This is a genomic window from Streptomyces sp. KL109B (genome assembly GCF_030766935.1).
Classification (GTDB): Bacteria; Actinomycetota; Actinomycetes; order Streptomycetales; family Streptomycetaceae; genus Streptomyces.
Map to the genome: position 1 here is coordinate 237,521 of NZ_JASERL010000010.1, position 25,393 is coordinate 262,913.

A 25,393-nucleotide genomic window follows, 5' to 3' on the forward strand; every position below is an offset into this window, starting at 1 on the left:
CCCGTTTGTCATTTCACGGGCACGATGTCCGACCCAAGGGCTACGGTATGCACCCACGAGGTGACACGAAGCGATACCGGGAGGTGCCTTGAGCGTTCCGCGAGACTCCGGGCCCGACGTCGGGTTCGGCCCCGAGGCGGACCCGTCGCCCGAGGCGCGGCTCGAACAGCTGCTCGGGCGCGCGCTCAACTCCTTCGAGCTGCCCGACGAGACCCTTGAAAGGCTCGACGGCGCGCTCGCGTACGCGGGCTCCCTGCACTCCGCCCACCACAGCGGAGGCCGGCACCGCGAGACGTACCGGCACAACTGGCTGCTGGTCGACGGCGGCTCCCTCACCCTCTGGGAGCTGGTGCACAACACGGGGCGGGACGGCACGCCGCAGCACGAGGTGTACGTGTCGGAGGACGAGCTGCACCTGGCGACGGGGCGGCTCCCGCTGCCCAGGGACGCCGAGCCGGAGTTCGATCTGCACGTGCCCATGACGCCCGTCCAGCTCCCCCCGATCCCGCAGATGCGCCGCGCCTTCGGGGCCGGCGACCCGGCGGGCTCGGTCGACCACGCGCGCCGACTGCTGCGCCGCGCGGAGAACCCGGACCACACGACGCGGCCGGGCCCCGGCACGGCGCGGCTGCTCGACGAGGCGTGCGCGCACCAGATCACGCAGGCCTTCGGCCGCCGCGTCAGCCACGGCTTCGCGCTGTACGAGCACGCGTTCCTGCTGCGGGACGGCTGCGAGCTCAGCCTCTGGGAGGTCGAGCACACGGTGACGCCGGACGGGCGGCACATGTGCGAGGTGTACGCGACACAGGAGGCGGCGCGGGCGGCGATCGAGGACCGGGCGGGGTCGTCGTCGGCCTCGTGCCCGCGGGCGCGCCGCTGAGGCAGCCGGTAGGGCTACCGGCAGCGGCTAGCGGCGGCTGAACTCCCGTACGAGACCGGCGAAAGCGTCCTGCTCGTCGGCCGTCAGCGGCACCGACTCGACGGCCGGCGCCCGGGACTGCGTCGGCAGCACGCCCATCGGCAGCGGTGGCAACGGGCCGCCGCGCCGCCCCGGCGGATCGAAGGCGACGGTGCGCACCAAGCGGGCCAGACCGATCACCCAGGCCACCGCCGCGAGAGCGACCAGGGCCAGGCCCAGCTGCTGAAGGATCGACACGTGCTCAGGCATGCGTCCCAGTGAACACCACAGTCCGGGACTTTGGTCCCGGACCGTGACGTATCTCGCAAGCCCCCTCACGCTGCGCTAATCGGCCGTAACCCTCATACCTTCGCGGGCTCCGGGGCAGCCGTCGCCGACCGTGCCGGGGCGGCCTGCGCGGCCTCCGACGGCTGACCGGCACCGGTATCGGCACCGGCGTCCGACCGCCGCTTGCCCACCGACTTCAGCAGCACGGTCAGCGCCGCGGTGACACACGTACCGGCCGCGATCGCCACCAGGTACAGCCAGGCGTTGCCGATCAGCGGGACCACGAAGATGCCGCCGTGCGGGGCCCGCAGCGTGCACTCGAAGGTCATCGAGAGGGCGCCGGTGACCGCGCCGCCGACCATCGAGGCGGGGATCACGCGCAGCGGGTCGGCCGCGGCGAACGGGATGGCGCCCTCGGTGATGAAGGACGCGCCGAGCACCCAGGCCGCCTTGCCGTTCTCCCGCTCCGTCTTGGTGAAGAGCTTGCCGCGCACGCTGGTGGCGAGCGCCATCGCCAGCGGCGGCACCATGCCTGCGGCCATCACGGCGGCCATGACCTTGAGCGAACCGTCCGTGGGGTTGGCGAGACCGCCGACCGCGAAGGCGTACGCGACCTTGTTGAGCGGGCCGCCCAGGTCGAAGCACATCATCAGGCCGAGGATGACGCCGAGGACGATCGCGTTCGCGCCGGACAGCGAGTTCAGCCAGTCCGTCAGCGCGCTCTGCAGCGAGGCGATCGGCTTGCCGATCACCACGAACATCAGGAAGCCGACGACGATCGAGGAGAGCAGCGGGATCACGACCACCGGCATGATGCCGCGCAGCACCGCCGGCACGTTCACCTTCTGGATCGCCATGACCACGGCGCCCGCGATGAGGCCGCCGACCAGGCCGCCGAGGAACCCCGCGTTGCTGGTCACCGCGATCGAACCGGCGACGAAGCCGGGCACGAGCCCCGGCCGGTCCGCCATCCCGTACGCGATGTACCCGGCGAGGACCGGGACCAGGAACGCAAAGGCGGCCTGGCCGGTGTAGAAGAGCAGCGCGGCCCAGCTGGTCGTCGAGCCCCAGTCGAAGCTGTTGAGCAGCGTCTGGACCTTGACGTCGGCGACGTCGTAGCCGCCGATCGCGAAACCGAGCGCGATGAGCAGACCACCGGCCGCCACGAACGGCACCATGTAACTGACGCCCGACATCAGCCACTTGCGGAGCTTTGTGCCGTAACCGTCCGTGGATTCCCCAGAGTTGTCCACAGGTGTGGATGACGGGTCGGCGTGGGCCGTGGACTCGCCGCGGGCGGCCTTCTCCCGGACCTCGGCGATGAGTTCGGCGGGGCGGTTGATGCCGGCCTTCACGCCGACGTCGACCGTGGGCTTTCCGGCGAAGCGCTCCTTCTCCCGTACGGGGACGTCGTGCGCGAAGATCACGCCGTCGGCGGCGGCGATCACGGCCGGGTCGAGGCGGGTGAAGCCGGAGGAGCCCTGCGTCTCGACGACGAGTTCGACGCCGTCGGTGTCGCGGCCGGTGTTCTCCAGGGACTCGGCGGCCATGTAGGTGTGGGCGATGCCGGTGGGGCAGGAGGTGACGGCGACGATCTTGAACGTGGCCGCGTCCTCGGGGGTGGCGTTCGCCGCCGTGGGCTGCTCGGGCTCTACGGGTTCCGGCTCCGTGGCTTCCGCTTCCGCTTCCGCTTCTACGGGTGCCGTGGCCGGCTCGTCCCCACGTATCAGCGCCGCCGCTGCCCCGGCGTCGGTCGCCGCGCGCAGGGCCGACTTGAAGTCCTCGTCCATCAGTTGGCGGGCCAGCGAGGAGAGGATCGTGAGGTGAGCGTCGTCCGCGCCCGCCGGGGCCGCGATCAGGAAGATCAGGTCGGCGGGGCCGTCCGGGGCGCCGAAGTCGATGCCCGTGGCGCTGCGGCCGAAGGCGAGCGTCGGCTCGGTGACGTGCGCGCTGCGGCAGTGCGGGATGCCGATGCCGCCGTCCAGGCCGGTCGGCATCTGGGCCTCGCGGGCCGCGACGTCCGCGAGGAAGCCGTCGAGGTCGGTGACCCTGCCGAGGGCCACCATGCGCTCCGCGAGGGAGCGGGCGGCCTCGTCCTTGGTCGGGGCGGACAGGTCGAGGTCGACCAGGTCCGCGCTGATCATCTCCGTCATCGCGGGCTCCTTTGCCTACGCATGGGTGGGGTTGATGGGGCGGTGAGGGGAGCGGTGGGGGTGGCGTTGTGGGTGGTGGGAGCGGTTGGGGCGATCGGGGCAGTTGAGGCGGTCGGGGCAGTTGGGGCAGTCGGGGCGATCACGTCACGGGCTCCTTCAAGGCCCGGTCCATCGGAACCTCGGCCGTCAGCTCCACCGCGTCCGGGCGGAGGTCCCGCGGCGTCGGCATGGCGCTGCCCGGCAGCTGAACCGCCGCGGCGCCGTGGGCGACCGCGGAGGCCAGGGCCTTCGGGCCAGCGCCGCCCGCGATCAGGAATCCGGCGAGGGAGGAGTCGCCCGCCCCGACGTTGCTGCGGACCGCGTCGACGGGGGCGCTCGCGAAGTACGCGCCCGCGGCGTCGACCAGGATCTGGCCGTCCGCGCCGAGCGAGGCGAGCACGGCCGCCGCGCCCAACTCCCGTAGTTCCTCAGCCGCCTTGACCGCGTCGCCGACCGTGGCGAGGGGGCGGCCGACGGCCTCGGCGAGCTCCTCGGCGTTGGGCTTCACGACGTCGGGGCGCATCCGGAGGGCGGCGAGGAGGGCGGGACCCGAGGTGTCGAGCGCGATGCGGGCGCCTGCGGCGTGCGCGCGGGTCACCAACTCGGCGTACCAGGAGGGTTCGAGGCCGCGCGGGAGGCTGCCGCAGCAGGCGATCCAGTCGGCGCCCGCCGAGCGTTCGCCGACCGTGGCGAGGAGCGACTCGGCTTCTGGCGCGGTCAGTTCGGGGCCCGGGGCGTTGATCTTGGTGAGGGTGCCGTCGGGCTCGGCGAGCGCGATGTTCGAGCGGGTGTGGCCCGCGACCGGCACCGGGGCGACCTCGATGCCCTGGCCGTCGAGGAGTTCGGCGACGAGGGCGCCCGGGGCGCCGCCCAGCGGAAGCACCGCCAGGGTCGGGGCTCCGGCGGCGGCCACGGCCCGTGACACGTTGACGCCCTTGCCGCCGGGGTCCATGAACTCGCGCTCGGCGCGGACGACTTCGCCGCGGTCGAGGCCGGGGACCTCGTAGGTGCGGTCGAGGGAGGGGTTGGGGGTGACGGTGAGGATCATGCGGGGGCCGTTGCCTTTGTGCGTGGGGATGCTGGGGCCGGGGGACGGGGTCGCGGCCACGGGGCTCCGCCCCGGACCCCGCTGCTCAAGCGCCGCAGGGGCTTGAAATACCCGCTCAAGCGCCGCGGGGGATTGAAGTGTCTGCTCGCTCGCGGCGGGGGCTCGGGGCTTTCCAGCCCCGCCGGCGTTTGAGGCGCGGGGTCCGGGGGTTTGGGGTTTTCAGCCCCGCCGGCGTTTGAGGCGCGGGGTCCGGGGCGGAGCCCCGGGGCGTAGGGGGAAGGTGGGCGCGCGCCGTGCACGTCATACGCGGAGCACCTCCGTGCCGCGCGCCTCGATCGCCGCCGCATCCTCGGGATCGAGACCCGTATCCGTGATCAGCAGGTCCACATCGGCGAGGCCGCCGAACCGGGCGAAGTGCTCCTGGCCCCACTTCCCGGAGTCGGCGAGCAGCACGACGCGGCGGGCCGCGGCGACGGTGGCCCGCTTCACGGCGGCCTCGGCGAGGTCGGGCGTGGTGAGTCCGGCCTCGGCGGAGAAGCCGTTGGCCGCGAGGAAGAGGACGTCCGCGCGGATCTCCCCGTACGCCCGCAGCGACCAGGCGTCGACCGCCGCGCGGGTGCGGTGCCGGATGCGGCCGCCGACGAGGTGCAGCTGGACGCCGGGGTGATCGGCGAGGCGGGCCGCCGTGGGCAACGAGTGCGTGACGACGGTCAGTTCGGACTCGACCGGGAGGGCGGCGGCGAGCCGAGAGACGGTCGACCCCGCGTCGAGGATCACGCTGCCCTCGGCCGGGAGTTCGGCGAGCGCGGCGTGCGCGATGCGGTCCTTCTCGTCGGCCGCGGTGGACTCGCGCTCGGCGAGGTCGGGCTCGAAGTCGAGGCGTCCGGCCGGGATGGCGCCGCCGTGCACGCGCCGCACGAGCCCGGCCCGGTCGAGGGCCTTCAGGTCGCGCCGGATGGTCTCGGCGGTGACCCGGAACTCCTCGGCGAGGGACAGCACGTCGACCCGGCCGCCGTCGCGGGCGAGGCGGAGGATCTCCTGCTGACGCTCCGGTGCGTACATGTCCGTTTACCTCGTTCGCCGTGCCCGAATGTGTTGCTTCGCCTTGAGGCTACGACCGCCCCTCGGAAAAGTAAACAGGTTCGGGCACAGAGTGGGCATGAACGGGCATTGGTCCTGGGGTCAGCACGGCAAAGGGCCCGGCCCTCCGGGAAGGAGGACCGGGCCCGCTACGGAACGCCGTACGACTGCCGCACGACTGCCGCACGACTGCTGTATGACTGCCGTACGACTACTGGCCCATCACGTACTTCGGCGTCGGGCCCGTCGTCCAGCCGCCGTCCACGGCCAGCTCCGCGCCCGTCATGTACGAGGAGTCGTCCGACAGCAGGAACACGACCGCCTTCGCGATCTCGTCCGCCTCGCCGACGCGGCCCATCGGGGTGTTCGGGTAGTTCCCCTCGCCCTGCTGGATGCCGACCTGCGCGGTCATCGGGGTGTACGTCATGCCCGGGTGCACGGAGTTCACGCGGATCCGCGCCGTGCCCTGCTCGACCGCCGCGATCTTGGTGAGGCCGCGGACGCCCCACTTCGAGGCGCCGTACGAGGAGGTGAGCGCGAGGCCCATCAGCCCTGCCGCGGAGGAGATGTTGACGATGGAGCCGCCGCCGGCCTCCTTCATCGCGGGGACGACCGTCTTCATGCCCGCGAAGACGCCGACCAGGTTGACGTCGAGGACCTGGCGGAAGCGTTCCACGCTCTCCGTCTCGAAGGGCATGCCGGTGGAGATCCCGGCGTTGTTGACGAGGCCGTCGACGCCGCCGAACTCGGTGGTGGCGTAGGCCAGGGCGGCCTGCCACTCGGTCTCCGACGTCACGTCGAGGTGGATGTAGCGGGCCCGGTCGCCGAGTTCGGTGGCGAGGGCCTTGCCCTCGTCGTCGAGTACGTCGCCGATGACGACGTTGGCGCCGGTGGTGATGGCGAGGCGGGCTATTTCACCGCCGATTCCACGGGCACCTCCGGTGATCAGGACGGTCTTGCCGGTGAGGTTGTTCATTTTCGGCTCCCTTTTCTGGTTGCGGGCCCCCGTGGTTCACGACTCGGGGCTCCGCCCCGGACCCCGCGCCTCAAACGCCGGCGGGGCTTGATGTGCCGGCGCTCGACGTCCGTTCCAGGCACTCCAGGGCCAGGGCCGCCGGGCCTTTCGGGCCCGTGACGGCGGCCTCCGTGAGGGCCCACGTCTCGACCGCGACGCGGACCGCCGTCGTCGCCGTGCCCGCCAATAGACGTAGCGGCAAACGAGGTTCGCCCCGCTCGCCGACGCGCTCCGCCAAGATCGCGAGCAGGGTCGACTCCGAGACGCGGCACGTGTCGCTCCACACCGCGCGCAGCGCCGGGCTGTCCTCGGTGAGGCGGAGGAGGGCGCGGACCCAGTGGAGGGACGCGGCGTTCGCGGGGTCGTCGCCGGTGAGCGCGCGCTCGACGGCGTGCCGGAGCGCGGCCGGGACGGGCAGCTGCGCGGGCGCCTCGCGGACCGCCTCCGCCCACTGGTGGGCCCCGGCGTCGAGGAGGGGCGCGACCGACTCCTCCTTGGTCGCGAAGTAGCGGTAGAAGGTGCGCGGCGCGACCCCGGCCGCCCGCGCGATGTCCTCCGCGCGCGTGGCCCGCAGGCCGTCCCGCGTGAACAGTTCGGCCGCGGCGCGGGCGATGTCCAGACGCGTGGCGGCCTTGCGCCGCTCCGTCAGCGTCATCGTCATCGCCATCGTCACCGCGGGCGCCGACGCCGACGCCGACGCCCGCGCGAACCCCGGCTCCGTCGCCTTCGTATCCGCCATAGCCGCCTCACCTGCCATGCAGACATGATATGCCTCTATGGCACAATCTGCCACTGCCAAGAAATGATCACGCCAAGTGGGCCAAATAGGCCCAGTGGGCCAAGTGGACCGACCAACCACGTGAGCGGGGCGAGAGCAGTGCGGCGGCGGCAGTTTCTGAAGACGACGGGCCTGGCCGGGGCGGGGGCAGGTGCCCTGACCGCCCTCACCGGCTGCGGTTCGGGCGATGGCGCCGACGGCGCGGACGGCGACAAGGTCACGCTCGACCTCCTCGTATCGAGCTACGACAAGAGCGTCGGCGCCTCCATCGGCGACCAATGGGACGACGTCGTAAGGGACTTCGAGAAGAAGCACCCCGACATCCGCGTCAAGGTGGAGCGCGTCCCCTTCCTGAAGATCGACGCGACCATCGCCCGCCGGGTCAAGGAGGGCCGCGCGCCCCACATCGCGCAGGGCCACCTCTTCGCTCCGTACGCCGAGGACCACCTGCTGTACCCGGCCGAGCGGCTCTTCGACGTTCCGACGCAGGCGAACTTCATCTCCTCGTTCGCCGACGCGGGCCGGGTCGACTCCGTCCAGTACGGCATCCCGATCCTCGCCAGCACCCCGCGCCTCTTCTACAACACCGGCCTCTTCCAGCGGGCCGGTCTCGCGGGCCCGCCCCGCTCCTGGGCCGAACTCCGCGCCGCCGCGCAGGCGTTGAAGGGGATCGGGGTCCCCACTCCGTACGCCCTGCAGTTCGGCCCCGAGGCCGCGGAGGACGAGCTCCTCGCCTGGCTGCTCTCGGGCGGCGGCGGATACGCGGAGCTCGGCGGGTACGACTTCGCCTCCCCCGAGAACCGGACGACCCTGGCCTGGCTGCGCGACGAACTGGTCGCCCCCGGCCTCGCGGGCGCCGACCCGGCGAAGCTCACGAGGACCGCCGCGTACGCCCAGTTCCTCTCGGGCAAGGCCGGCATGCTGATCGCCCACCCGGTCCTGCTCGGCGCCGCCGACAAGGCCCGACTGCCGTACGCGCACGCCGCGTTCCCGCTCAAGGACGGCGACGACGCGGCGCCTCCGGTCGGGATCAACGACTGGATGATGGCGTTCCGCAGCGGCGGCCATGTGAAGGAGGCCGGGAAGTTCCTGACGTTCCTGTTCAGCACCGGCTCCGCGAAGACGTACGGCGGCGCGCAGGCCACCCTCCCGGTGACGGTCACGGCCTCCGACCGCCTCCGGGCCGACCGCTCCCAGCGCCAGCTCTGGAAGTTCGTCGACCAGATGCCGGACGCCGAGTTCCACCCGGTGGGCCTGCGCTCCTGGCCCAAGGTCCGCTCCGCCGTCCGCGACCGGATCGGCGCCGCGGTCGCCCCCGGCGCCAACCCGACACGCGTCCTGGAGTCCCTGGACAACGTGAGCCCCGTCTAGGGTCTGTTGCGAAAGTGGATCTTGGTCGTAGATGATCACGCTTTGTGGGGCGTGGGGATCTGACGAACGGCCAGTGGGCCCGGCTGGAGCCGTTGCTGCCGAAGGGCATCAAGCCGGGCCGTCCGCCGGTGTGGACGCGGCGACAGCTGATAGACGGCATACGGTGGCGGACCCGGACCGGCGCTCCCTGGCGCGATGTGCCGGAACGCTACGGTCCCTGGGACCGGGCCTATGACCTGTTTCGGCGCTGGCAGCGAGATGGCACCTGGGCCAGGATCGTCACCCAGCTGCAGGCCGAGGCCGACGCGAAGGGCCTGATCACCTGGGACGTGAACGTCGACTCCACCGTCTGCCGGGCCCACCAGCACGCCGCCGGGGCAGCGAAAAGGGGGACCTGCAGAAGGAGCCGCCCGGCGGCATCGCCGTCGAGCCGGCCGACCACGGTCTCGGACGCTCCCGGGGCGGGCTGACCACCAAAATCCACCTCGCCGTCGAGCAGGGACAGAAGCCGCTGTCGGTGGTGATCACGGCCGGACAACGCGGGGATTCCCCGCAGTTCGAGCCGGTCCTGGAGGCAATCCGGGTACCCCGGCTCGGCCTGGGGCGGCCGCGCAAACGCCCGGACCGGGTGAGGGCCGACAAGGCGTACGACTCCCGCAAGAACCGCGCCTACCTGCGCCGACGTGGGATCAAGGCAACGATCCCCGTCCCAGCGGACCGGGTCCGCAACCGCAAGAATCTCGGCTCTCACGGCGGTCGGCCGCCGAAGTTCTACAAGACGGACTACCGTGAACGTCACGCGGTCGAGTGCGGGATCAATCGCCTCAAGCGCCACCGTGCGGTGGCTACCCGCTATGACAAGTTGGCCGTCCGCTACGAGGCCACCGTGCTGGTCGCGGTCCTGAACGAATGGCTGTGACCAGCAGCAGAATCGTCCTCATCGGTCACCTTGTAGCCGGGGGCAGAGGGCCAGCGGACCGTCAGAACCACGGACTCTTCCTCCGCGAACCAGGAGTGATCGACGCCCTGGCCCCATACGACGTAGTCCCCCTGCTCGGCCAGGAGAACACTGCGCCCGGGCAGTTCCACCCGGAAGCGCCCGCTGATCAGGACCAGCAGGGCGGTGCGCTCTTCGCCGGTCACCCACTGAGCCCGCTCGTCGCCCTGTGGGTGGACACCCCACTTGATCTCCACGTCTTCGCTATGCCGAGGATCGGAGGCGTCCTTGAAATGCCCCAGCAGCCACCCCCGATCCAGTGCCGCGTCCCTGCCGGCATTGCCCACATACACGCTGTCGGTCATGGCTCCGGAAGGTAGCAGCCAGCCGCAGCACTCACAGCAGCAACTACCGCCACTTTCGCAACAGGCCCTAGGCCCTATTTGGAGCCCCTCCGGCGATTGAGGAGCGGGGTCCGGGGCAGAGCCCCGCAACCGTCACACCAACTCCCGCTCCACCTCCGACGCCAACTCCGGCTCAGACTGAGACGCCGACGCCGACGCCGACACCGCCTCCGACGCCAACTCCCCCTCCACGTCCCCCGAAACAACCCCACCCGCACCGCCCGAGGCCCCCACCTTCGGCAACGCGAACATCACCACAAAAATCCCGACGAGAATCGCCGCCACCCACACCAGCGCCCCGCGGAACCCGTCCACGAACGCCGCGTTCCCGGCGCCCGCCGCGAACCGTTCCTCCACCACGTTGAAGAAGACGACGGACACCAGGCTGAGCCCCAGCGCGTTGCCCATCTGCATCACCGTGTTGATGAGCCCCGAAGCCGACCCGGCGTGCTCGCGCGGCACCTCGGAGAGCACCGCGTCGGTCAACGGCGCGACGATGAGCCCCATCCCGACCCCCATCACGACCAGCGGCAACACCATCTGCCACGAGGCGATACCCAACCCGTACCGCCCAGCCTCGACGACATAGATCAGCACACCCGCCGCCATGGTCAGCGCGCCCGCCTGCAGCACCTTCCGCCCGAACCGCGGCACCAGCTTCTGCACGGAGATCCCGGCCGCGACCGACACGGCGATCGAGAACGGTACGCCGGTGAGCCCCGCCCGCAACGCGCTCCAGCCGAGCCCGAGTTGCATGTAAAGAGTGGATAGACGAGCGCCAGCATGGCGAGCGTCACGAGGACGACGCCCACGAGGTCGAGCTTGAGCGCCCTCGGCGCCTTGGACTCGGCGATGACGCGCGAGCCCAGCACCAGAGCGGCGATGCCGACGGGCAGGTTGATGAGGAAGATCGGGCGCCATTCGAGACCCGCGATGTTCCACTCGGTCAGCAGCGCGCCGAGCAGCGGTCCGGTCACGGCACCCATGCCGACGATCGCGCCGAACAGGCCGAAGACCTTGCCGCGTTCGTGTGCCGGGAACGTCGCGTGCACGATCGACAGGACCTGCGGCACCATCATCGCCGCCATGCCGCCCTGCAGGATGCGGGAGGCGACCAGCATCTCCGGGTTCACCGCGAACCCGCACAGCGCGGACGCGAGAGTGAAGCCGCCGACCCCGAGCAGGAAGAGCCTTCCCCAAGCTCTCAACTACGTTCGAGCAGGGGAGACCCCATTCGGCCGAAGATGTCGCCGAGCCGGCCGCCCGTGATCAGCAGGGCGGCGAAGGCGAGCGCGTAACCGGCGGTGATCCACTGGATCTGCCCGGTCGAGGCGCCCTCGTCGTGCTGGATGGTGGGCAGGGCGACATTGACGATCGTGACGTCGACGAGGTCCATGAAGGCCGCCGTCATCACGATGGCGAGGGCGAACCAGCGCCGCCGGTCGGTGCCGGGCTCCCCGTGGGATTCCGCGTGTGGTGAGGTCATGCGGAAAAACCTAGAAGGTATCTAGGCCAGAACATGTCCTAGATGGGCGCGACCCTGAAACCATGGAGAACATGATGCCGTCCCCGACGGACACCCCGGCCCGGCTCCTTCAACTCCTGTCCCTCCTCCAGACCCCGCGCGAGTGGCCGGGCGGCGAACTCGCCGACCGGCTCGGCGTCTCGCGCCGCACGGTGCGCCGCGACATCGACCGCCTGCGCGACCTCGGGTATCCGGTGCAGGCCACGCTCGGCGCCGACGGCGGGTACCGGCTCGTCGCGGGCAAGGCGCTGCCGCCGCTCGTGCTCGACGACGAGGAGGCGGTGGCGATCGCGGTGGGCCTGCGGGCCGGCGCGGGCCACGCGGTGGAGGGCATCGAGGAGGCCTCGGTACGGGCCCTCGCCAAACTCGAACAGGTGCTGCCGTCCCGGCTGCGGCACCGGGTGGCCACGCTCCAGACCGCCACCACCCCCCTGACCTCGGGCGACGGCGCCACGATCGCGCCGGAGACGCTCACGGTGATCGCCTCTACGGCGGCGGGCAGCGAACGGTTGCGCTTCACGTACCAGGCACGCGACACCACGGAATCGCGCCGCTTGGTGGAGCCGCATCGGCTGGTGTCGACGGGCCGCCGCTGGTACCTCGTCGCCTACGACATCGATCGCGAAGACTGGCGCACCTTCCGCGTCGACCGCATCTCGGAGCCCTTCGCCACGGCTGCGCGGTTCGCTCCGCGGGAGGTGCCGGAGGGGGATGCGGCGGAGTATGTGCGCCGCTCGGTGTCCTCGTGGGGCGCCGGCGCCGCCTACGACCTGGACGTAGAGTTCGCGGCCCCCGCCGAGGCCATCGCGGCCCAGCTGTCGCCGACGTTCGGCGTACCGGAGCCCCTGGGGCCCGACCGCTGCCGCCTACGGGCGACGTCGACGGACCCGGTGCAGTGGATGGCGGTGCGCCTCGCGATGACGGGTCACGCCTTCACGGTCCACTCCCCCGAACAACTCCAGACCACAGCCCACGACTTGGGCTCCCGCCTCATCCAGTCCTCACCAAGCCGGTCCGGCCATTCAAGCCCCTGCGGCGATTGAGCAGCGGGGCCCGGGGCAGAGCCCCGAGACCGCAACACCGCCGCGGCGCAACAAAGAACCCGGTCACGCCGCCGCGTCGAACCCCGTGTCCCGCGCCAACTTCTTCAGCTCCAGAAGCGCGTGCTTCTCGATCTGCCGAATCCGCTCACGCGTGAGCCCATGCTCCTTGCCGACCTCCGTCAGCGTCCGCTCTCGCCCGTCCTCGATCCCGTACCGCATCTTGATGATGGACGCGGTGCGCTGGTCGAGCCGGCCGATGAGGTCGTCCAGCTCCTCGCTGCGCAGCAGCGTCAGCACGGACTGCTCCGGCGACACGGCCGACGTGTCCTCAAGGAGGTCGCCGAACTGCGTCTCGCCCTCGTCGTCCACCGACATGTTCAGCGAGACCGGGTCGCGGGCCCAGTCCAGGACGTCGACGACCCGCTCCGGCTTCGCGCCGAGCTCCTCCGCGATCTCCGTCGGCTCCGGCTCCCGCCCGTGCTCGCGGTTGAACTCGCGCTGCACGCGGCGGATCCGGCCCAGTTCCTCGACGAGGTGGACGGGGAGGCGGATGGTGCGGGACTGGTCGGCTATGGAGCGCGTGATGGCCTGACGGATCCACCACGTCGCGTACGTGGAGAACTTGAAGCCCTTGCGGTAGTCGAACTTCTCGACGGCGCGCACCAGGCCCGCGTTCCCCTCCTGGATCAGGTCGAGCAGGGGCAGGCCGGACCTCGGGTAGCGGCGGGCGACCGCTACGACGAGCCGCAGGTTCGACTTGATGAAGACGTCCTTCGCGTTCTCCGACGCGGCGACCAGGGCCTCCAGCTCCTCGCGGGACGCCTTGTCGGCGGCCTTGCTGTCGGAGACCGTGCCGTCGAGGATCTGCTGGGCGTAGACGCCCGCCTCGATGGTCTGGGACAGCTCGACTTCCTTGGCGGCGTCGAGCAGCGGTGTACGCGCGATCTCGTCGAGGTACATGCCGACCAGGTCGCGGTCGGCGATCTCCCCGCCTACGGCGCGAACACTGCGTGCCGCATCAGTCTCGCCGGAGGCGGCGGACTTACGACGGGCTACGGCACGGGTTGCCATGCGTGCTCCCTTGTGGTGGTAGGTCGGCTGTACGCCCCCGAAGGGGCCTTACGGGTGCCCTGCATCCGATGGAATCAACGACTGGAATCCGGACAGAATTCCCAAGCCGCCCATCTTTTTTCTGATCATGCAGTACCCTGTCGCGCCACACCGCGCGAAGACGGGAGACAAGAGCGTGTCCGAGCCCACAGAGGTGCAGGTCAGGCCGGGGGTCGAGGAGGACCTCAGGGCCCTCACGGACCTCTACAACCACTACGTGCGTGAGACGCCGATCACCTTCGACACGGCCACCTTCACCCCAGAAGAGCGACGTCCTTGGCTGCTCTCCCACCTAGAAGACGAACGGCACCCGCTCGTGGTTGCGACCGAGACGGCCTCGGGCCGGATCTTCGGCTACGCCACGGCGAGCCCCTTCCGGCCGAAGCCCGCGTACGACACCTCGGTGGAGGTCACGGTCTACCTCGCGCCCGACGCGGGCGGCCGGGGCGTCGGCACGCTCCTGTACAAGTCCCTCTTCGAGACCCTCGCCGACCAGGACGTCCACCGCGCGTACGCGGGCATCGCCCAGCCGAACGAGGCGTCGACGCGCCTGCACACCCGCTTCGGCTTCGACTACGTGGGGACGTATCGGGAGGTGGGCCGGAAGTTCGGCAGGTACTGGGACGTGGCCTGGTACGAGAAGCGGCTCTGAGCCCTGAGCGCCCTGAGCGCCCCGAACGCCCAGCGGATCAGCCGAACTGCACCGACCGCTTCGCGAGCCCCATCCAGAATCCGTCGATCACGCTCCGCTGACCGCCGAGGTCCCCGAAGGCGTCCGCCGCGCCCATCGACACGAACAGCGGGGCGAAGTGCTCGGTCCTCGGGTGTGCGAGGGCGCCCGCCGGCGACTTCCGCGTGAAGTCGAGCAGCGCGTCCACGTCACCCGTCTCCAGCGCCCGGTGCCCCCAGTCGTCGAACTCCGACGACCACGCCGGGATGCCGCCATGGCGCAGCGCGGCGAGGTTGTGGGTGAAGAAACCGGAGCCGACGATCAGCACACCCTCGTCCCGCAGCGGCGCGAGGCGACGCCCGATGTCCATGAGCCGCGCGGGATCGAGCGTCGGCATGGAGACCTGGAGGACGGGGATGTCGGCGTCCGGGTACATCTCGACGAGCGGCACGTACGCGCCGTGGTCGAGCCCCCGGTCCGGCACGTCCTGCACCGGGATGCCCGGCCCGCGCAGCAGCTTCCGTACGGAGTCCGCGAGTTCGGGCGCGCCCGGGGCCGCGTACGTCACCTCGTAGTAGTGCTCGGGGAAGCCCCAGAAGTCGTAGACGAGCGGCATGGTCTCGGTGGCGCCGAGGGCGAGCGGGGCGTTCTCCCAGTGCGCGGAGATCATCAGGATCGCCTTCGGGCGCGGCAGGCCGGCCGACCAGGCGGCGAGCTGGCCCGGCCACAGGGCGTCGTCGGCGAGCGGCGGGGCGCCGTGGGAGAGGTAGAGCGCGGGCATCCGGTTCGAGGTCACGGCCTCGGCCTCGGTCTCGGGCACGATCTCGGTCACGACGACCTCCTTGAATGTTCAAGCTTTTGGCTGCTCTTAAAAAATAAGCCTTCTTTGTTTAATCTTCAAGGAGGAGGTCTACGATGGTGAGCATGGAGCAGCGACACACGGACAGCGGCGACGGGAGCGACGCGGAGGCCGTCTGGCTCAGCGAGGACGAGCAGCGCACCTGGCGCGCGTACCTCCATGCCACCACGCTCCTTGAGGACCACCTCGACCGGCAACTCCAGCGCGACGCGAAGATGCCGCACATGTACTTCGGGCTCCTGGTCAGGCTGAGCGAGGCGCCCCGGCGGCGGCTGCGGATGACGGAGCTGGCCCGGGAAACCAAGATCACGCGGTCCCGGCTCTCGCACGCGATCGCGCGCCTGGAGAAGAGCGGATGGGTGCGGCGCGAGGACTGCCCCTCCGACAAGCGCGGGCAGTTCGCGATCCTCACGGACGAGGGCCTGGGGGTCCTGGAGAAGACCGCTCCCGGGCACGTCGGCACCGTCCGGCAGGCGCTCTTCGACCGCCTCACCCCGGAGCAGCAGAAGTCCCTCGGCGAGATCATGGTGATCATCGCCGAGGGACTGCAGCCGAAGGAGGCCGGGGCGGACCTCCCCTGGCTCAGGTGATCTCCTGGCTCAGGTGATCTCCTGGCTCAGGTGATCCGCCCGCCGTCCGGTCGTACCGGGGTCAGTGCGCGACCACCGGCACCCGCACCTCGTCCTCCGCGCCCTCCGTGTCACCGGAGGCCGCGGGCGAACCCGCGCCCGGGACACCGGTGTTGACGAGCGTGAAGGCGATCAGGGACGCGACGAGCAGGATGCCGACGGCCCACCAGATGGCGTGCGTGTAGCCGTCCACCATGGCCTGCGCCTGGAGCAGCTGCCGGCTCGCGGCGTTCGTGGCGCCGGCCGCGTGGTCCGCGAGGTACGCGGTGGTGGCCGAGGCCGCGATCGTGTTGAGCAGGGCCGTGCCGATGGCGCCGCCGACCTGCTGCGAGGTGTTGACCATCGCGGAGGCGACCCCCGCGTCCCGGGGCTCGACGCCGATCGTGGCGAGCGACATGGCGGGCATGAACGCCGTACCCATGCCGAGGCCGAGGAGCAGTTCGGCGGGCAGGATCAGACCGGCGTACGAGGAGTCCACCGAGAGCTGCGTCAGCATCAGCATGCCGAGCGCCGCCAGCAGGAAGCCGGGGCCCATCAGCAGGCGCGGGCGGACCCGCGTCATCAGGCGGGCGCCGATCTGCGTAGAACCCGTGATCATGCCGACGATCATCGGCAGGAACGCGAAGCCGGTCTTCACCGGCGAGAAGCCCTTCACGATCTGCAGGTAGTAGGTCAGGAAGAGGAACAGGCCGAACATGCCGATCACGGCGAGGCCGAGCGAGGCGTAGACACCGCCGCGGTTGCGGTCGGCGATCACGCGCAGCGGCAGCAGCGGGTGCTTGACCCGGGCCTCGACGGCGACGAAGGCGAGCAGCAGCACGGCCGCGGCGACGAACATGCCGAGGGTGGTCGCGTCGGACCAGCCGTTGGTCTCGGCGCGCGTGAAGCCGTAGACGAGCGAGACCAGGCCGAGCGTGGACAGCAGCACGCCGGGGATGTCGAGCGGCGAGCGGTTGCGCGAGCCGGCCGGCTCACGGATGACGAAGTACGCGCCGGCGGCGGCGATGATCGCGAACGGGATGTTCACGAAGAACGTCCAGCGCCAGTTCAGGTACTCGGTGAGGAAGCCGCCGAGGATCAGGCCGACGGCGCCACCGCCACCGGCGATCGCACCGTAGATGCCGAACGCCTTCGCGCGCTCCTTGGCGTCGGTGAACATGACGGCGAGGAGGGACAGGGCGGCGGGCGCGAGCAGCGCGCCGAACAGGCCCTGAAGGGCGCGGGCGCCGAACATCATGGCCTCGTTGGTGGCCGCGCCGCCGAGCGCCGATGCGACGGCGAAGCCGATCAGGCCGGTGACGAAGGTGCGCTTGCGGCCCCACAGGTCCGCGATGCGCCCACCGAACAGCAACAGGCCGCCGAAGGCGAGCGCGTAGGCCGTGATGACCCACTGCTTGTTGCCGTCGGAGATGCCGAGGTCCTGCTGTGCGGCGGGCAGGGCGATGTTCACGATGGTGGCGTCGAGGACCACCATCAGCTGGGCGAGCGCGATGAAGACGAGTGCCTTCCAGCGCCGCGAATCGGCGGCCTGGACGGCCGTATCAGGCAAGGGGGTACCCACAGCGGGACTCCAAGTCGTGAATAAGCGTAAGAAATCGGGTGGTGGCGAAGCTCTGAGGTGAGGGGTTCTACGAAGAGTGAGGGGTTCTACGGAGGGGTGGAGGGGGACGCCGGACGTGTCAGTCCTGGCGGAGGTCCTCCAAGGTCGCGGCGGCGCCCGGGAGTTGTGAACGGGCGGGTGTCATCAAGCCGTCGAGGAACAGTTGCAGATGGCGGTGGACGAACCGGTCGAAGTCCATACAGCCGCTGCCGGGCAGCGGCCGGGTGAGCTGGGACACGGCGACCATCAGATCCCCGGCTTCGATGTCGGCCCGCAGTTGGCCGGCCTCGCGGGCCCGCTCCAGGAGCCGTTCGACGGAGTCGGTGAGCCGGTCGCGGGAGGCGACCAGATCCGGGTGGTCCTTGTCGAAGGTCGCGTTGAGCATCGCGCACAGGGCGCCGACCCGCTCGTCGGCGGCGGCGTGCACGAAGGTGCGCAGCGCGTCGAACGCGGTCGTATCGCCGGCTTCCTCGGCGGCGATCCCCCGCTCCGCGTGCCCCGTGAGCTGGTCGGTGACCGTGAGGACCACGTGGTGCATCAGTTCATCGCGGTCCTTGAAGTTCCGGTAGAGCGTGGCGTTGCCGACGCAGGCGCGGCGGGCGACCTCGTCGAGCGGCAGCACCGGGCCGTGCTCCACGAGCAGTTCGCGCGCGGCGGCGACGATCCGCTCCCGGTTGCGCACGGCGTCGGCCCGCGGGCGCGGGACGCGGCGCTGCGGCTGGTCGGTAGCGGGGGCGGTGGCCACGGCGATCTCCTTCACGGGTTGATGTGGGGTCCGAAGCGGGGAGCGAGTCCCCGTTTCGCGAACACAGGTCTAAACGGGGAGTAGCTCCCCGGTTATTTCCCCGGCCTCATGTGACCTGCCTCACACCACCCCGGGCCCGGAAACCCACGATCGGCGCACCCAGCGCGCGGCCCGACACGCCTCGACACAGGGTGATCGAAACGGACCCGAGCGTGAGGCGGTGCGGATGCGGATGCGGCGGATGCGGCGGATACGCAGGGGTCGACGCGGGGCGTTGCTGGCCGTGAGCACGGCGGTGGCGCTCACCGTGACGATGACCGCGAGCACCGGCAGGCTCCTCGACGACTCGACGACCGCGGCCGGGCCCGTCGCCGTCTCCCGCAAGACGACCTCCCTCGCCCCCTGCATGATCCGCGGCTCGCTCGGCGTTCAGATGTCGGAGGGCCTGCCCACCGCCCCCGGCTACGCGCGTTCCACCGGCACCGTACGAGCCCTGAACCTCATGGTCGACTTCCCGGACGCGCCGGGCGAGGGCTCCGCGATGGACCGGTTCCGCGAGTTCTTCCCGCAGACCCAGGACTGGTTCCGCACCGGGTCGTACGGGAAGCTCGACTACGTTCCCGAGGCGCCGGTCGACCACTGGCTGCGGATGCCCAAGCCGTTCGCCGCGTACGGGATAGAGCGCGGCGCCCCCTACGACCCCGCCTACCGCGGGCTCGCCCAGGACATCGTGGCGGCCGCGGACTCCGAGGTGGACTTCCGCCGGTACGACCTGGTGAACATCCTCGTCACGCCGAACGCGGGGCCGTCCGCGCTCGACACCGTCCTCTCCGTGACCTTCGCCGGCAACCACGAGGCGCCGGTCGCCGACGGTGTCCCGCTCTCCAACACGTCCTTCGTGTACTCGCGGCAGGACGACGGTTCGGGTTCGTACGCGCAGACCGGGTACCGGGTGCTGCCGCACGAGAACGGGCACGTCTTCGGGCTTCCCGACCTCTACACGCAGGACGGCGGCGGGGCCGTCGGGCACTGGGACATCATGAGCGAGGACTGGGGGGCCGGGAACGATCTGCTCGGCTGGCACAAGTGGAAGCTCGGCTGGCTCGACGACGACCAGGTCGGCTGCGCCGCGCGGCCCGGCACGACGGAGTACCGGCTGTCGCCGCTGGCGCGGGACGACGGGGGTTCGAAGCTGGTGTTCGTGCCGGTGAGCGGGCGGACGGGGTACGCGGTCGAGGTGCGTACGCAGGAGGGGAACGACGAGGCGGTGTGCCGGGCCGGGGTGCTGGTCTACAAGGTGGACGCGGATGTGGACACGGGGCAGGGCCCTGTGTCCGTCGAGGACGCCACGCCGGAGAGCGGCGGCTGCACGCGGCGGCCGAACGTCCACGCGGAGCTCTCCGATGCGGCGTTCCAACCGGGTGAGGTGTTCCGGGACGATTCGGCGGGCGTCCGGGTCACGATCGGCGGCATCACCTCCGACGGCACCTACCAGCTCTACGTCACCCGCCGCTAGGCCACGGGGCTCCTCTCCGGCCCCCGCTCCTCAACCGCCGGAGAGGCTCGAAAAACCCGGGGCTCCGCCCCGCACCCCGCTCCTCAAACGCCGGAGGGGCTGAATCTACCCACCCAACCGAGCAGCTGAGCCCAACCATCCAGCACGGCCCGACAACTCAAGCCCCGCCGACGCTTGAGACGCGGGGGCCAGGAGCGGAGCCCCGATCTTTTCCAGCCCCGCCGGCGTTTGAGGCGCGGGGTCCGAGACGGAACCCCGACCCTTCCAGCCCCGCCGACGCTTGAGACGCGGGGCCCGGGGCGGACCCCCGACCCTTCCAGCCCCGCCGACGCTTGAGACGCGGGGCCCGGGGCGGACCCCCGACCCTTCCAGCCCCGCCGACGATTGAGGCGCGGGGGCCAGGGGCGGAGCCCCGATCTTTTCCAGCCCCGCCGACGATTGAGGCGCGGGGCCCGGGGCGGAACCCCGACCCTTCCAGCCCCGCCGGCGATTGAGGCGCGGGGGCCAGGGGCGGAGCCCCGATCTTTTCCAGCCCCGCCGGCGTTTGAGGCGCGGGGTCCGGGGCGGAGCCCCGTGGCGTAGGGGACGGTCAGGTGGCGGAGCGCAGCGAGTCGCGGAGGGTGCGTTTGAGGATCTTGCCCGTGGCGTTGCGCGGCAACTCCGCCTCCTGGAGGACCACATGGGCCGGAACCTTGAACCCCGCGAGGGACTTCGCCGCGAAGGCCCGGACCTCGTCCGGCGTCACCGCCGATCCCGCACGCACCCGCAGAAACGCCGCGACCTCCTCGCCGAGAACCTCGTGCGGGACGCCCACCACCGCCGCCTCCAGGACGTCCGGGTGGTCGTGCAGGACCGCCTCCACCTCGACACAGTGGACGTTCTCGCCACCCCGGATCACCAGGTCCTTGATCCGGTCGACGACACTCACCCGCCCCTCCGCGGAGCGCACCGCGAGGTCACCCGTCCGAAACCACCCGTCCGCCGTGAACGCCGCCTCGGTGGCGGCCGCGTCGTTCCAGTAGCCGCGGATCAACGGCTGACCCCGCAGGCACAGTTCACCGACCTCACCGTCCGGCAACGGCTCCCCCAACGGATCCGCCACCCGCACCTCCACCGCCGGCGCCGGACGCCCCACACTCCCCGGCCAACTCCGGTACTCCGCCCCGGCGTTGGAGAGCACACCGCCGAGCGTCTCGGTGAGGCCGTAGCCGTTTCGGGGGTCGATGCGCTCGCCGTAGCGGTCGGTGAGCCGGGCCACGATGCGCGGCGGGGCCGCGGCGCCGCCCGTGCTGAATCCCGTAAGAGTGGGGAGTTCGTCGTCCAATTCCCGTGCCCGTTCCAGGAGTTGGAGGGCCGTCGCGGGGACGCCGCCGAAGCTGGTGACGCCGTGCTCGCGGATCATGGCGAGCGCCGCGTCCGCGTCCCACTTGCGCAGCACCACGATCGTGCCGCCCGCCGCCATCGCCGCGTAGAACCCGGTGAACGCCGCTACGTGGAAGAAGGGGAAGGTGAGGAGGCCGATGGGGGCGGGGCCCTGGCCCGGTACGGCGCCCCGCAGGAGGGCCGCGCGGGCGGCACCGTAGCGCGGGCCCGCGATCGCGCCCATGTGGGCGTGGTGGGTGGCGACGGCGCCCTTGGGGCGGCCCGTCGTACCGGACGTGTAGAGGATCGTGGCGTCGGCCTCCGGGGACACCTCCACGTCGGGCGGGCCCAGTTGGGGGTCGGGGGCGGGGAGCTCCGCGTACCGCTCGACGCGTGGTCCGGCCGCCTCCCGGCCCTCCTCGTGGCAGACGAGGGTCCACGGCCGCGATGGCGCCGCGTCGAGCCACGGCCGCACCCGCTCGTAGCGCTCCCCGTCGACGACCAGCACGCCGGGATCGCAGTCGTCGAGGGCATACACGAACTCGTCCGCCGTCCACCAGGCGTTGAGCGGCACCGCCACCAGGCCCGCCAACTGCGCGGCCCAGAAGGCGATCTGCCACTCGGGGTGGTTGCGCATCGCGACGACGGCGCGGTCTCCGGGCCGCAGCCCGTACACGTCGGTGAAGCGGCGGGCCAGCGCGCACGCGGCCGCGAAGAACTCCCCGTAGGTGAGGCGCCCGCGCTCGGAGATCACGAAGGGGGCGTCGCCGTACGCCCAGGTCGTCTCGGCGAACTCGCGCAGGGTGCGGGGCCCGTCGGCATACGAAAGACGCCCGTCCTCGCCTCGTACGACGGCGAAGGGGGCGCCCGGTCCGGTCAGCAGCGCTTCCACGGCATCGACATCCACGGCATCTGCGTCCATGGTCGGACGGTACGTCCGTCGGCCCGAACCACGTCAAGGCGCGTGCAGTAACCATCGATCACTGGACCGCCGCACAACGCGGTGGGCGGTGCGCGTGAACCTCCACGCGCACCGCCCACCCGACGTATCGGCTACCGCCGTACCGGCCCCTACGAAGGCGACTCGGACGCGGCGGCCTTCGCGTGCTCGGCCACCCGCTTGCGCGTCGCGAACCAGCCGATCACGAGCCCGACCACGATCAGCGGCGAGCAGTACACCGAGATCGCCGAGTCGCCACCGCCGACGATCATCAGGACCACGACCGCGACCAGGAAGACGATCGTCAGCCAGTTCGTGAAGGGCGCGCCCGGCAGCCGGAACGAGGGGCGCTCCAGCTCGCCGCGCAGCGCCTTACGGCGCAGCACCATCTGGCAGATCATGATCATGACCCAGGTGCCGATCATGGTGATCGCGGAGAAGTTGATGACGATCGCGAACGCCCGCTCGGGCACGATGTAGTTGAGGATGATGCCCGCGATGTAGCAGGTGGCGGTCAGCAGCACGCCGCCGTAGGGCACGCCCTTCCTGCTCATCTTCGTCGTGAACCTGGGCGCCGAGCCCGCGAGCCCCATCGAGCGCAGCACGCGGCCGGTCGAGTAGAGCCCGGAGTTGCAGCTGGACAGGGCCGCCGTGAGGATCACGAAGTTCATGATGCCGCTGATGCCGGGCACCCCGAGCTTGCCGAGCAGCGTCACGAACGGCGACTCGCCCGCCTTGTACGCGCTCCAGGGCAGGAGCAGGACGAGCAGCAGCACGGACCCGACGTAGAAGAGCACGATGCGCCACGACACCGAGTTGATGGCGCGCGGGATGACCTTGCGCGGGTTCTCCGTCTCGCCGGAGGCGATGCCGACCATCTCGATCGCGGCGTACGCGAAGACGACGCCCTGGATGAGGACGATCGCGGGGAGCAGGCCGTTCGGCAGCCAGCCGCCGTTGTCGGTGATCAGCTGCGGCCCCGTGGCGTGGCCGTCGACGGGGTGGCGGCTCGCGAGCAGCCAGCAGCCGATGGCGAGGAAGCCGAGGATCGCGGCGACCTTGATGATCGAGAACCAGAACTCGAACTCGCCGAACCAGCGCACCGAGATGAGGTTCGCGCCGAGCACCACGAGCAGCGCCACCAGCGCGAGCGTCCACTGGGGTATGTCGCGGAAGGCGGCCCAGTAGTGCAGATACATCGCCACCGCGGTGATCTCCGCGATGCCGCTGCACACCCAGTGCAGGAAGTAGACCCAGCCCGCGGTGTACGCCGCCTTCTCGCCGAGGAACTCGCGCGAGTACGAGACGAACGAGCCCGACGTCGGGCGGTGCATCACCAGCTCGCCCATGGCGCGCGTGATGAAGAAGGCGAACAGGCCGGTGATCGCGAAGATGACCACCAGGGACGGGCCCGCGGCGTGCAGCCGCTCCCCCGCGCCGAGGAAGAGGCCGGTGCCGATGGCGCCGCCGATGGCGATCATCTGGACCTGACGATTGCGCAGGCCGGCCGCGTAACCCCCCTCACGGATGGCTCCGCCCTCGGCCTTCTCGGCCTCGGCCTCGCCGCCCGTGGTCACACCGCGTTCGGCTTGTGCTGTGTGCTCCATGGTTCTCCGCGTACGTGCAAAACGGCATGCCGCACACACGCGAGCGCCCGCGTTCGCGAACGCGGGCAGGCGTGTGCGACGTACCTGTTGGACAGGACTGATCCGCCGGATTCGGCGAACCTCGAGATCGGAACGGATCTCGGTGGAGTGTGCCGCGGCCGTAACGCGCGACGACACGCCACCTTAAACCGTTCGCGGGGGCAACTAATCCACGAGCCCGTGCGGGAGCCCGAGGAGTGAACCGGCGTACTGGGCACCGGACTCGGCGAGCACCTCGTCGAGCGTCTGCGCCGACCGGACGGGAGCGAACTCCACCGCGCCCACCTTGTCCGCATCCGCCCCATTCGGGGTTTGGACATACCCGTACACAGCGGGACGCGGAAGGCTGTTGTAGTGGAAGTGCGTCGAGAAGTAGTACGCGCCGGTGTCGTACAGCGCGACGAGATCGCCGGGTTCGAGTTCGGGCAGCTCACGGCCGCGTGCCACGAGATCGCCCGCGAAGCAGCAGGGCCCGGCGACGTCCTGGACCATTGCCCGGGTCGCTCTGGGCCGGCCCTCGGCGTCGTACGCCCCGACCCGCAGCGGCCACGACTCCGGCACGAAGACGGTACGGGTCGCCACCTGCGCGCCCGCGTGCGTCACGGCGATGCGGCGGCCGCCGGAGGTCTTGGTGTACTCGACGTGCGCGGCGATGAACCCCTGCTTGGCGAGGAGTGATCGGCCGAACTCGGTGACCAGCGTGTACCGCCCGTCGAAGAGGCCGGGCACGGTGCGGCGCAGCAGCTCCGCGTACTCGGCGAAGGTGGGGGTGACGTCATCGGACCCGAAGTTCACGGGCAGTCCGCCGCCGATGTCGAGGGTGTCGATCTGCTGCCGCCCGACGTGCGCGTTGATCTTCTCAGCCAGCTCGTACGCGGCCCGTACGCCCTGCGCCATCAGCTCCAGGGCGACGCCCTGCGAACCGGTGTGGGTGTGCAGCCGGGTCATCCACGGCCGCGCCTTGTACGCGCCGAGCACCCACTCCTCGGCGCCCTCGTCGCGCAGCGCGACGCCGAACTTGGAGCTGGCGGTCGCGGTGCTCATGGCGCCGATCGACCCGCTGCCGACCTGCGGGTTGACCCGCAGCCCGACGGGCGAGGCGGTGCCGCCGGCCACGAGCGCGTCGATCCGCTCCAGCTCCTGCGGGTTGTCGGCGTTCACGGCGATCCCGTTCGCCAGCGCGTCGCGCAGCTCGCCGACCGTCTTCGCGGGCGAGTCGAACACGATCCGCTCGGCCGGCACCCCGGCCGCCCGCGCCAGCTCCAGCTCACCGGGGCTCGCGACCTCGGCGCCGATGCCCTCCTCGTTGAGAAGCGCGAGCACGGGGACGAGCGAGGCGGCCTTCACGGCGAACGTGTGCCGCGCCGGAACCCCCGCGAACGCCGCCTTCAACGCCCGCGCCGCCTCCCGCACCCCGGCCACGTCGAGCAGCCCGAGCACGGGGGCGTCGGGCCCGACGAGCCCCTGCGCGACGGCGGCACGGAGGGCGGCGTCGCGGCGGGCGGCGGGGGTGGGTGCGTGGGCGGCGGGTGCGTGGGCGGGGGTGGCGTCGACGGGCTGCGACATCGGGGGGCTGTCCTGCCTTCTTGCTTGCTTACTTACTTACGCGCTTGCTTGCGGTCTTACGGTGCGGTGGTGGTCCGGCACTCGTCGCACTCGTCACTGTGCAGGTCGGCGGGGTGGCGTGTCTGCGTGCGCCGGCACGAAGTACGGGGCGGGTCGGTTGTGCCCCCGCAC

The 25,393-nt window shown here is 71.1% G+C and carries 21 protein-coding genes and 1 pseudogene; 7 read left to right on the plus strand and 15 right to left on the minus strand.

What is annotated here, in order from left to right; all coding sequences use genetic code 11:
- Positions 1-88: 88 nt before the first annotated feature.
- The gene (locus tag RBJ65_RS30185) at positions 89-880 is read left to right on the plus strand and encodes a DUF6227 family protein (protein WP_306323033.1); all 792 of its coding nucleotides are present in this window, start codon (positions 89-91) and stop codon (positions 878-880) included.
- Positions 881-907: 27 nt separating this feature from the next.
- On the opposite strand, the gene RBJ65_RS30190 is transcribed toward RBJ65_RS30185, so the two are convergent.
- The 6 genes from RBJ65_RS30190 to RBJ65_RS30215 form a co-directional block, all read right to left on the minus strand.
- On the minus strand, positions 908-1,168 hold the full coding sequence (locus RBJ65_RS30190; protein ID WP_306323032.1) for a hypothetical protein: 261 nt from the start codon (positions 1,166-1,168) through the stop codon (positions 908-910).
- A 92-nt stretch (positions 1,169-1,260) separates the two neighbouring features.
- Positions 1,261-3,339, minus strand: a complete 2,079-nt coding sequence (locus tag RBJ65_RS30195; RefSeq protein WP_306323031.1) for a fructose-specific PTS transporter subunit EIIC — start codon at positions 3,337-3,339, stop codon at positions 1,261-1,263.
- 139 nt (positions 3,340-3,478) lie between these two features.
- Complete coding sequence (pfkB, locus tag RBJ65_RS30200) at positions 3,479-4,426, minus strand: 1-phosphofructokinase (protein ID WP_306323047.1); 948 nt, start codon at positions 4,424-4,426, stop codon at positions 3,479-3,481.
- A gap of 300 nt (positions 4,427-4,726) precedes the next feature.
- On the minus strand, positions 4,727-5,488 hold the full coding sequence (locus RBJ65_RS30205) for a DeoR/GlpR family DNA-binding transcription regulator (RefSeq protein WP_306323030.1): 762 nt from the start codon (positions 5,486-5,488) through the stop codon (positions 4,727-4,729).
- A 229-nt stretch (positions 5,489-5,717) separates the two neighbouring features.
- The gene (locus RBJ65_RS30210) at positions 5,718-6,482 is read right to left on the minus strand and encodes a glucose 1-dehydrogenase (protein WP_306323029.1); all 765 of its coding nucleotides are present in this window, start codon (positions 6,480-6,482) and stop codon (positions 5,718-5,720) included.
- 70 nt (positions 6,483-6,552) lie between these two features.
- Positions 6,553-7,278, minus strand: coding sequence for a TetR family transcriptional regulator (locus RBJ65_RS30215; RefSeq protein WP_306323028.1), 726 nt, complete (start codon positions 7,276-7,278; stop codon positions 6,553-6,555).
- Positions 7,279-7,380: 102 nt separating this feature from the next.
- Here RBJ65_RS30215 and RBJ65_RS30220 point away from each other — a divergent pair, with 102 nt between their 5' ends.
- Complete coding sequence (locus RBJ65_RS30220; RefSeq protein ID WP_306323027.1) at positions 7,381-8,670, plus strand: ABC transporter substrate-binding protein; 1,290 nt, start codon at positions 7,381-7,383, stop codon at positions 8,668-8,670.
- Between the two features lie 44 nt (positions 8,671-8,714).
- A protein-coding gene (locus tag RBJ65_RS30225; RefSeq protein WP_306323001.1) for an IS5 family transposase occupies positions 8,715-9,589 on the plus strand; the annotation gives its coding sequence in 2 pieces (ribosomal slippage) (positions 8,715-9,059 and positions 9,062-9,589; 873 coding nt in all).
- On the opposite strand, the gene RBJ65_RS30230 is transcribed toward RBJ65_RS30225, so the two are convergent.
- Together RBJ65_RS30230 and RBJ65_RS30235 are read right to left on the minus strand one after the other, a co-directional pair.
- On the minus strand, positions 9,544-9,972 hold the full coding sequence (locus RBJ65_RS30230; protein ID WP_306323000.1) for a signal peptidase I: 429 nt from the start codon (positions 9,970-9,972) through the stop codon (positions 9,544-9,546). The two genes, RBJ65_RS30225 and RBJ65_RS30230, sit on opposite strands and share 46 nt — an antisense overlap.
- Positions 9,973-10,104: 132 nt before the next feature.
- A pseudogene (locus RBJ65_RS30235) lies at positions 10,105-11,497 on the minus strand (MFS transporter).
- 71 nt (positions 11,498-11,568) lie between these two features.
- On the opposite strand from RBJ65_RS30235, the gene RBJ65_RS30240 reads away from it, so the two are divergent.
- Complete coding sequence (locus tag RBJ65_RS30240) at positions 11,569-12,579, plus strand: helix-turn-helix transcriptional regulator (RefSeq protein ID WP_372341431.1); 1,011 nt, start codon at positions 11,569-11,571, stop codon at positions 12,577-12,579.
- Between the two features lie 63 nt (positions 12,580-12,642).
- Here the strand turns inward: RBJ65_RS30240 and RBJ65_RS30245 are convergent, their stop codons facing one another.
- On the minus strand, positions 12,643-13,650 hold the full coding sequence (locus RBJ65_RS30245) for an RNA polymerase sigma factor RpoD/SigA (RefSeq protein WP_306323025.1): 1,008 nt from the start codon (positions 13,648-13,650) through the stop codon (positions 12,643-12,645).
- Between the two features lie 127 nt (positions 13,651-13,777).
- Here RBJ65_RS30245 and RBJ65_RS30250 point away from each other — a divergent pair, with 127 nt between their 5' ends.
- Positions 13,778-14,341 carry a GNAT family N-acetyltransferase gene (locus RBJ65_RS30250; protein WP_306332187.1) on the plus strand — a complete coding sequence of 188 codons (564 nt, stop codon included), beginning with the start codon at positions 13,778-13,780 and terminating at the stop codon, positions 14,339-14,341.
- Positions 14,342-14,378: 37 nt separating this feature from the next.
- On the opposite strand, the gene RBJ65_RS30255 is transcribed toward RBJ65_RS30250, so the two are convergent.
- Positions 14,379-15,140 (minus strand): dioxygenase, encoded by a 762-nt coding sequence (locus tag RBJ65_RS30255; RefSeq protein ID WP_306323046.1) that lies wholly within the window; start codon positions 15,138-15,140, stop codon positions 14,379-14,381.
- Between the two features lie 143 nt (positions 15,141-15,283).
- Between RBJ65_RS30255 and RBJ65_RS30260 the strand changes: the two genes are divergently transcribed.
- Positions 15,284-15,808, plus strand: coding sequence for a MarR family winged helix-turn-helix transcriptional regulator (locus RBJ65_RS30260; RefSeq protein ID WP_306323023.1), 525 nt, complete (start codon positions 15,284-15,286; stop codon positions 15,806-15,808).
- Positions 15,809-15,869: 61 nt separating this feature from the next.
- Here RBJ65_RS30260 and RBJ65_RS30265 read toward each other — a convergent pair whose 3' ends face one another.
- The gene (locus RBJ65_RS30265) at positions 15,870-17,408 is read right to left on the minus strand and encodes an MFS transporter (protein WP_372341428.1); all 1,539 of its coding nucleotides are present in this window, start codon (positions 17,406-17,408) and stop codon (positions 15,870-15,872) included.
- A 118-nt stretch (positions 17,409-17,526) separates the two neighbouring features.
- Complete coding sequence (locus RBJ65_RS30270; protein ID WP_306323022.1) at positions 17,527-18,192, minus strand: TetR/AcrR family transcriptional regulator; 666 nt, start codon at positions 18,190-18,192, stop codon at positions 17,527-17,529.
- Positions 18,193-18,424: 232 nt separating this feature from the next.
- On the opposite strand from RBJ65_RS30270, the gene RBJ65_RS30275 reads away from it, so the two are divergent.
- Positions 18,425-19,708 (plus strand): M6 family metalloprotease domain-containing protein, encoded by a 1,284-nt coding sequence (locus RBJ65_RS30275; RefSeq protein ID WP_306323044.1) that lies wholly within the window; start codon positions 18,425-18,427, stop codon positions 19,706-19,708.
- A gap of 589 nt (positions 19,709-20,297) precedes the next feature.
- Here RBJ65_RS30275 and RBJ65_RS30280 read toward each other — a convergent pair.
- From RBJ65_RS30280 to RBJ65_RS30290, 3 genes are all read right to left on the minus strand, one after another.
- Entirely contained in the window at positions 20,298-21,992 is a 1,695-nt protein-coding gene (locus RBJ65_RS30280; RefSeq protein ID WP_306323021.1) for a class I adenylate-forming enzyme family protein, read from the minus strand.
- A 149-nt stretch (positions 21,993-22,141) separates the two neighbouring features.
- Positions 22,142-23,617 carry an amino acid permease gene (locus RBJ65_RS30285; protein ID WP_306323020.1) on the minus strand — a complete coding sequence of 492 codons (1,476 nt, stop codon included), beginning with the start codon at positions 23,615-23,617 and terminating at the stop codon, positions 22,142-22,144.
- A 204-nt stretch (positions 23,618-23,821) separates the two neighbouring features.
- Complete coding sequence (locus tag RBJ65_RS30290) at positions 23,822-25,222, minus strand: diaminopimelate decarboxylase (protein WP_306323019.1); 1,401 nt, start codon at positions 25,220-25,222, stop codon at positions 23,822-23,824.
- Between the last annotated feature and the right edge of the window lie 171 nt (positions 25,223-25,393).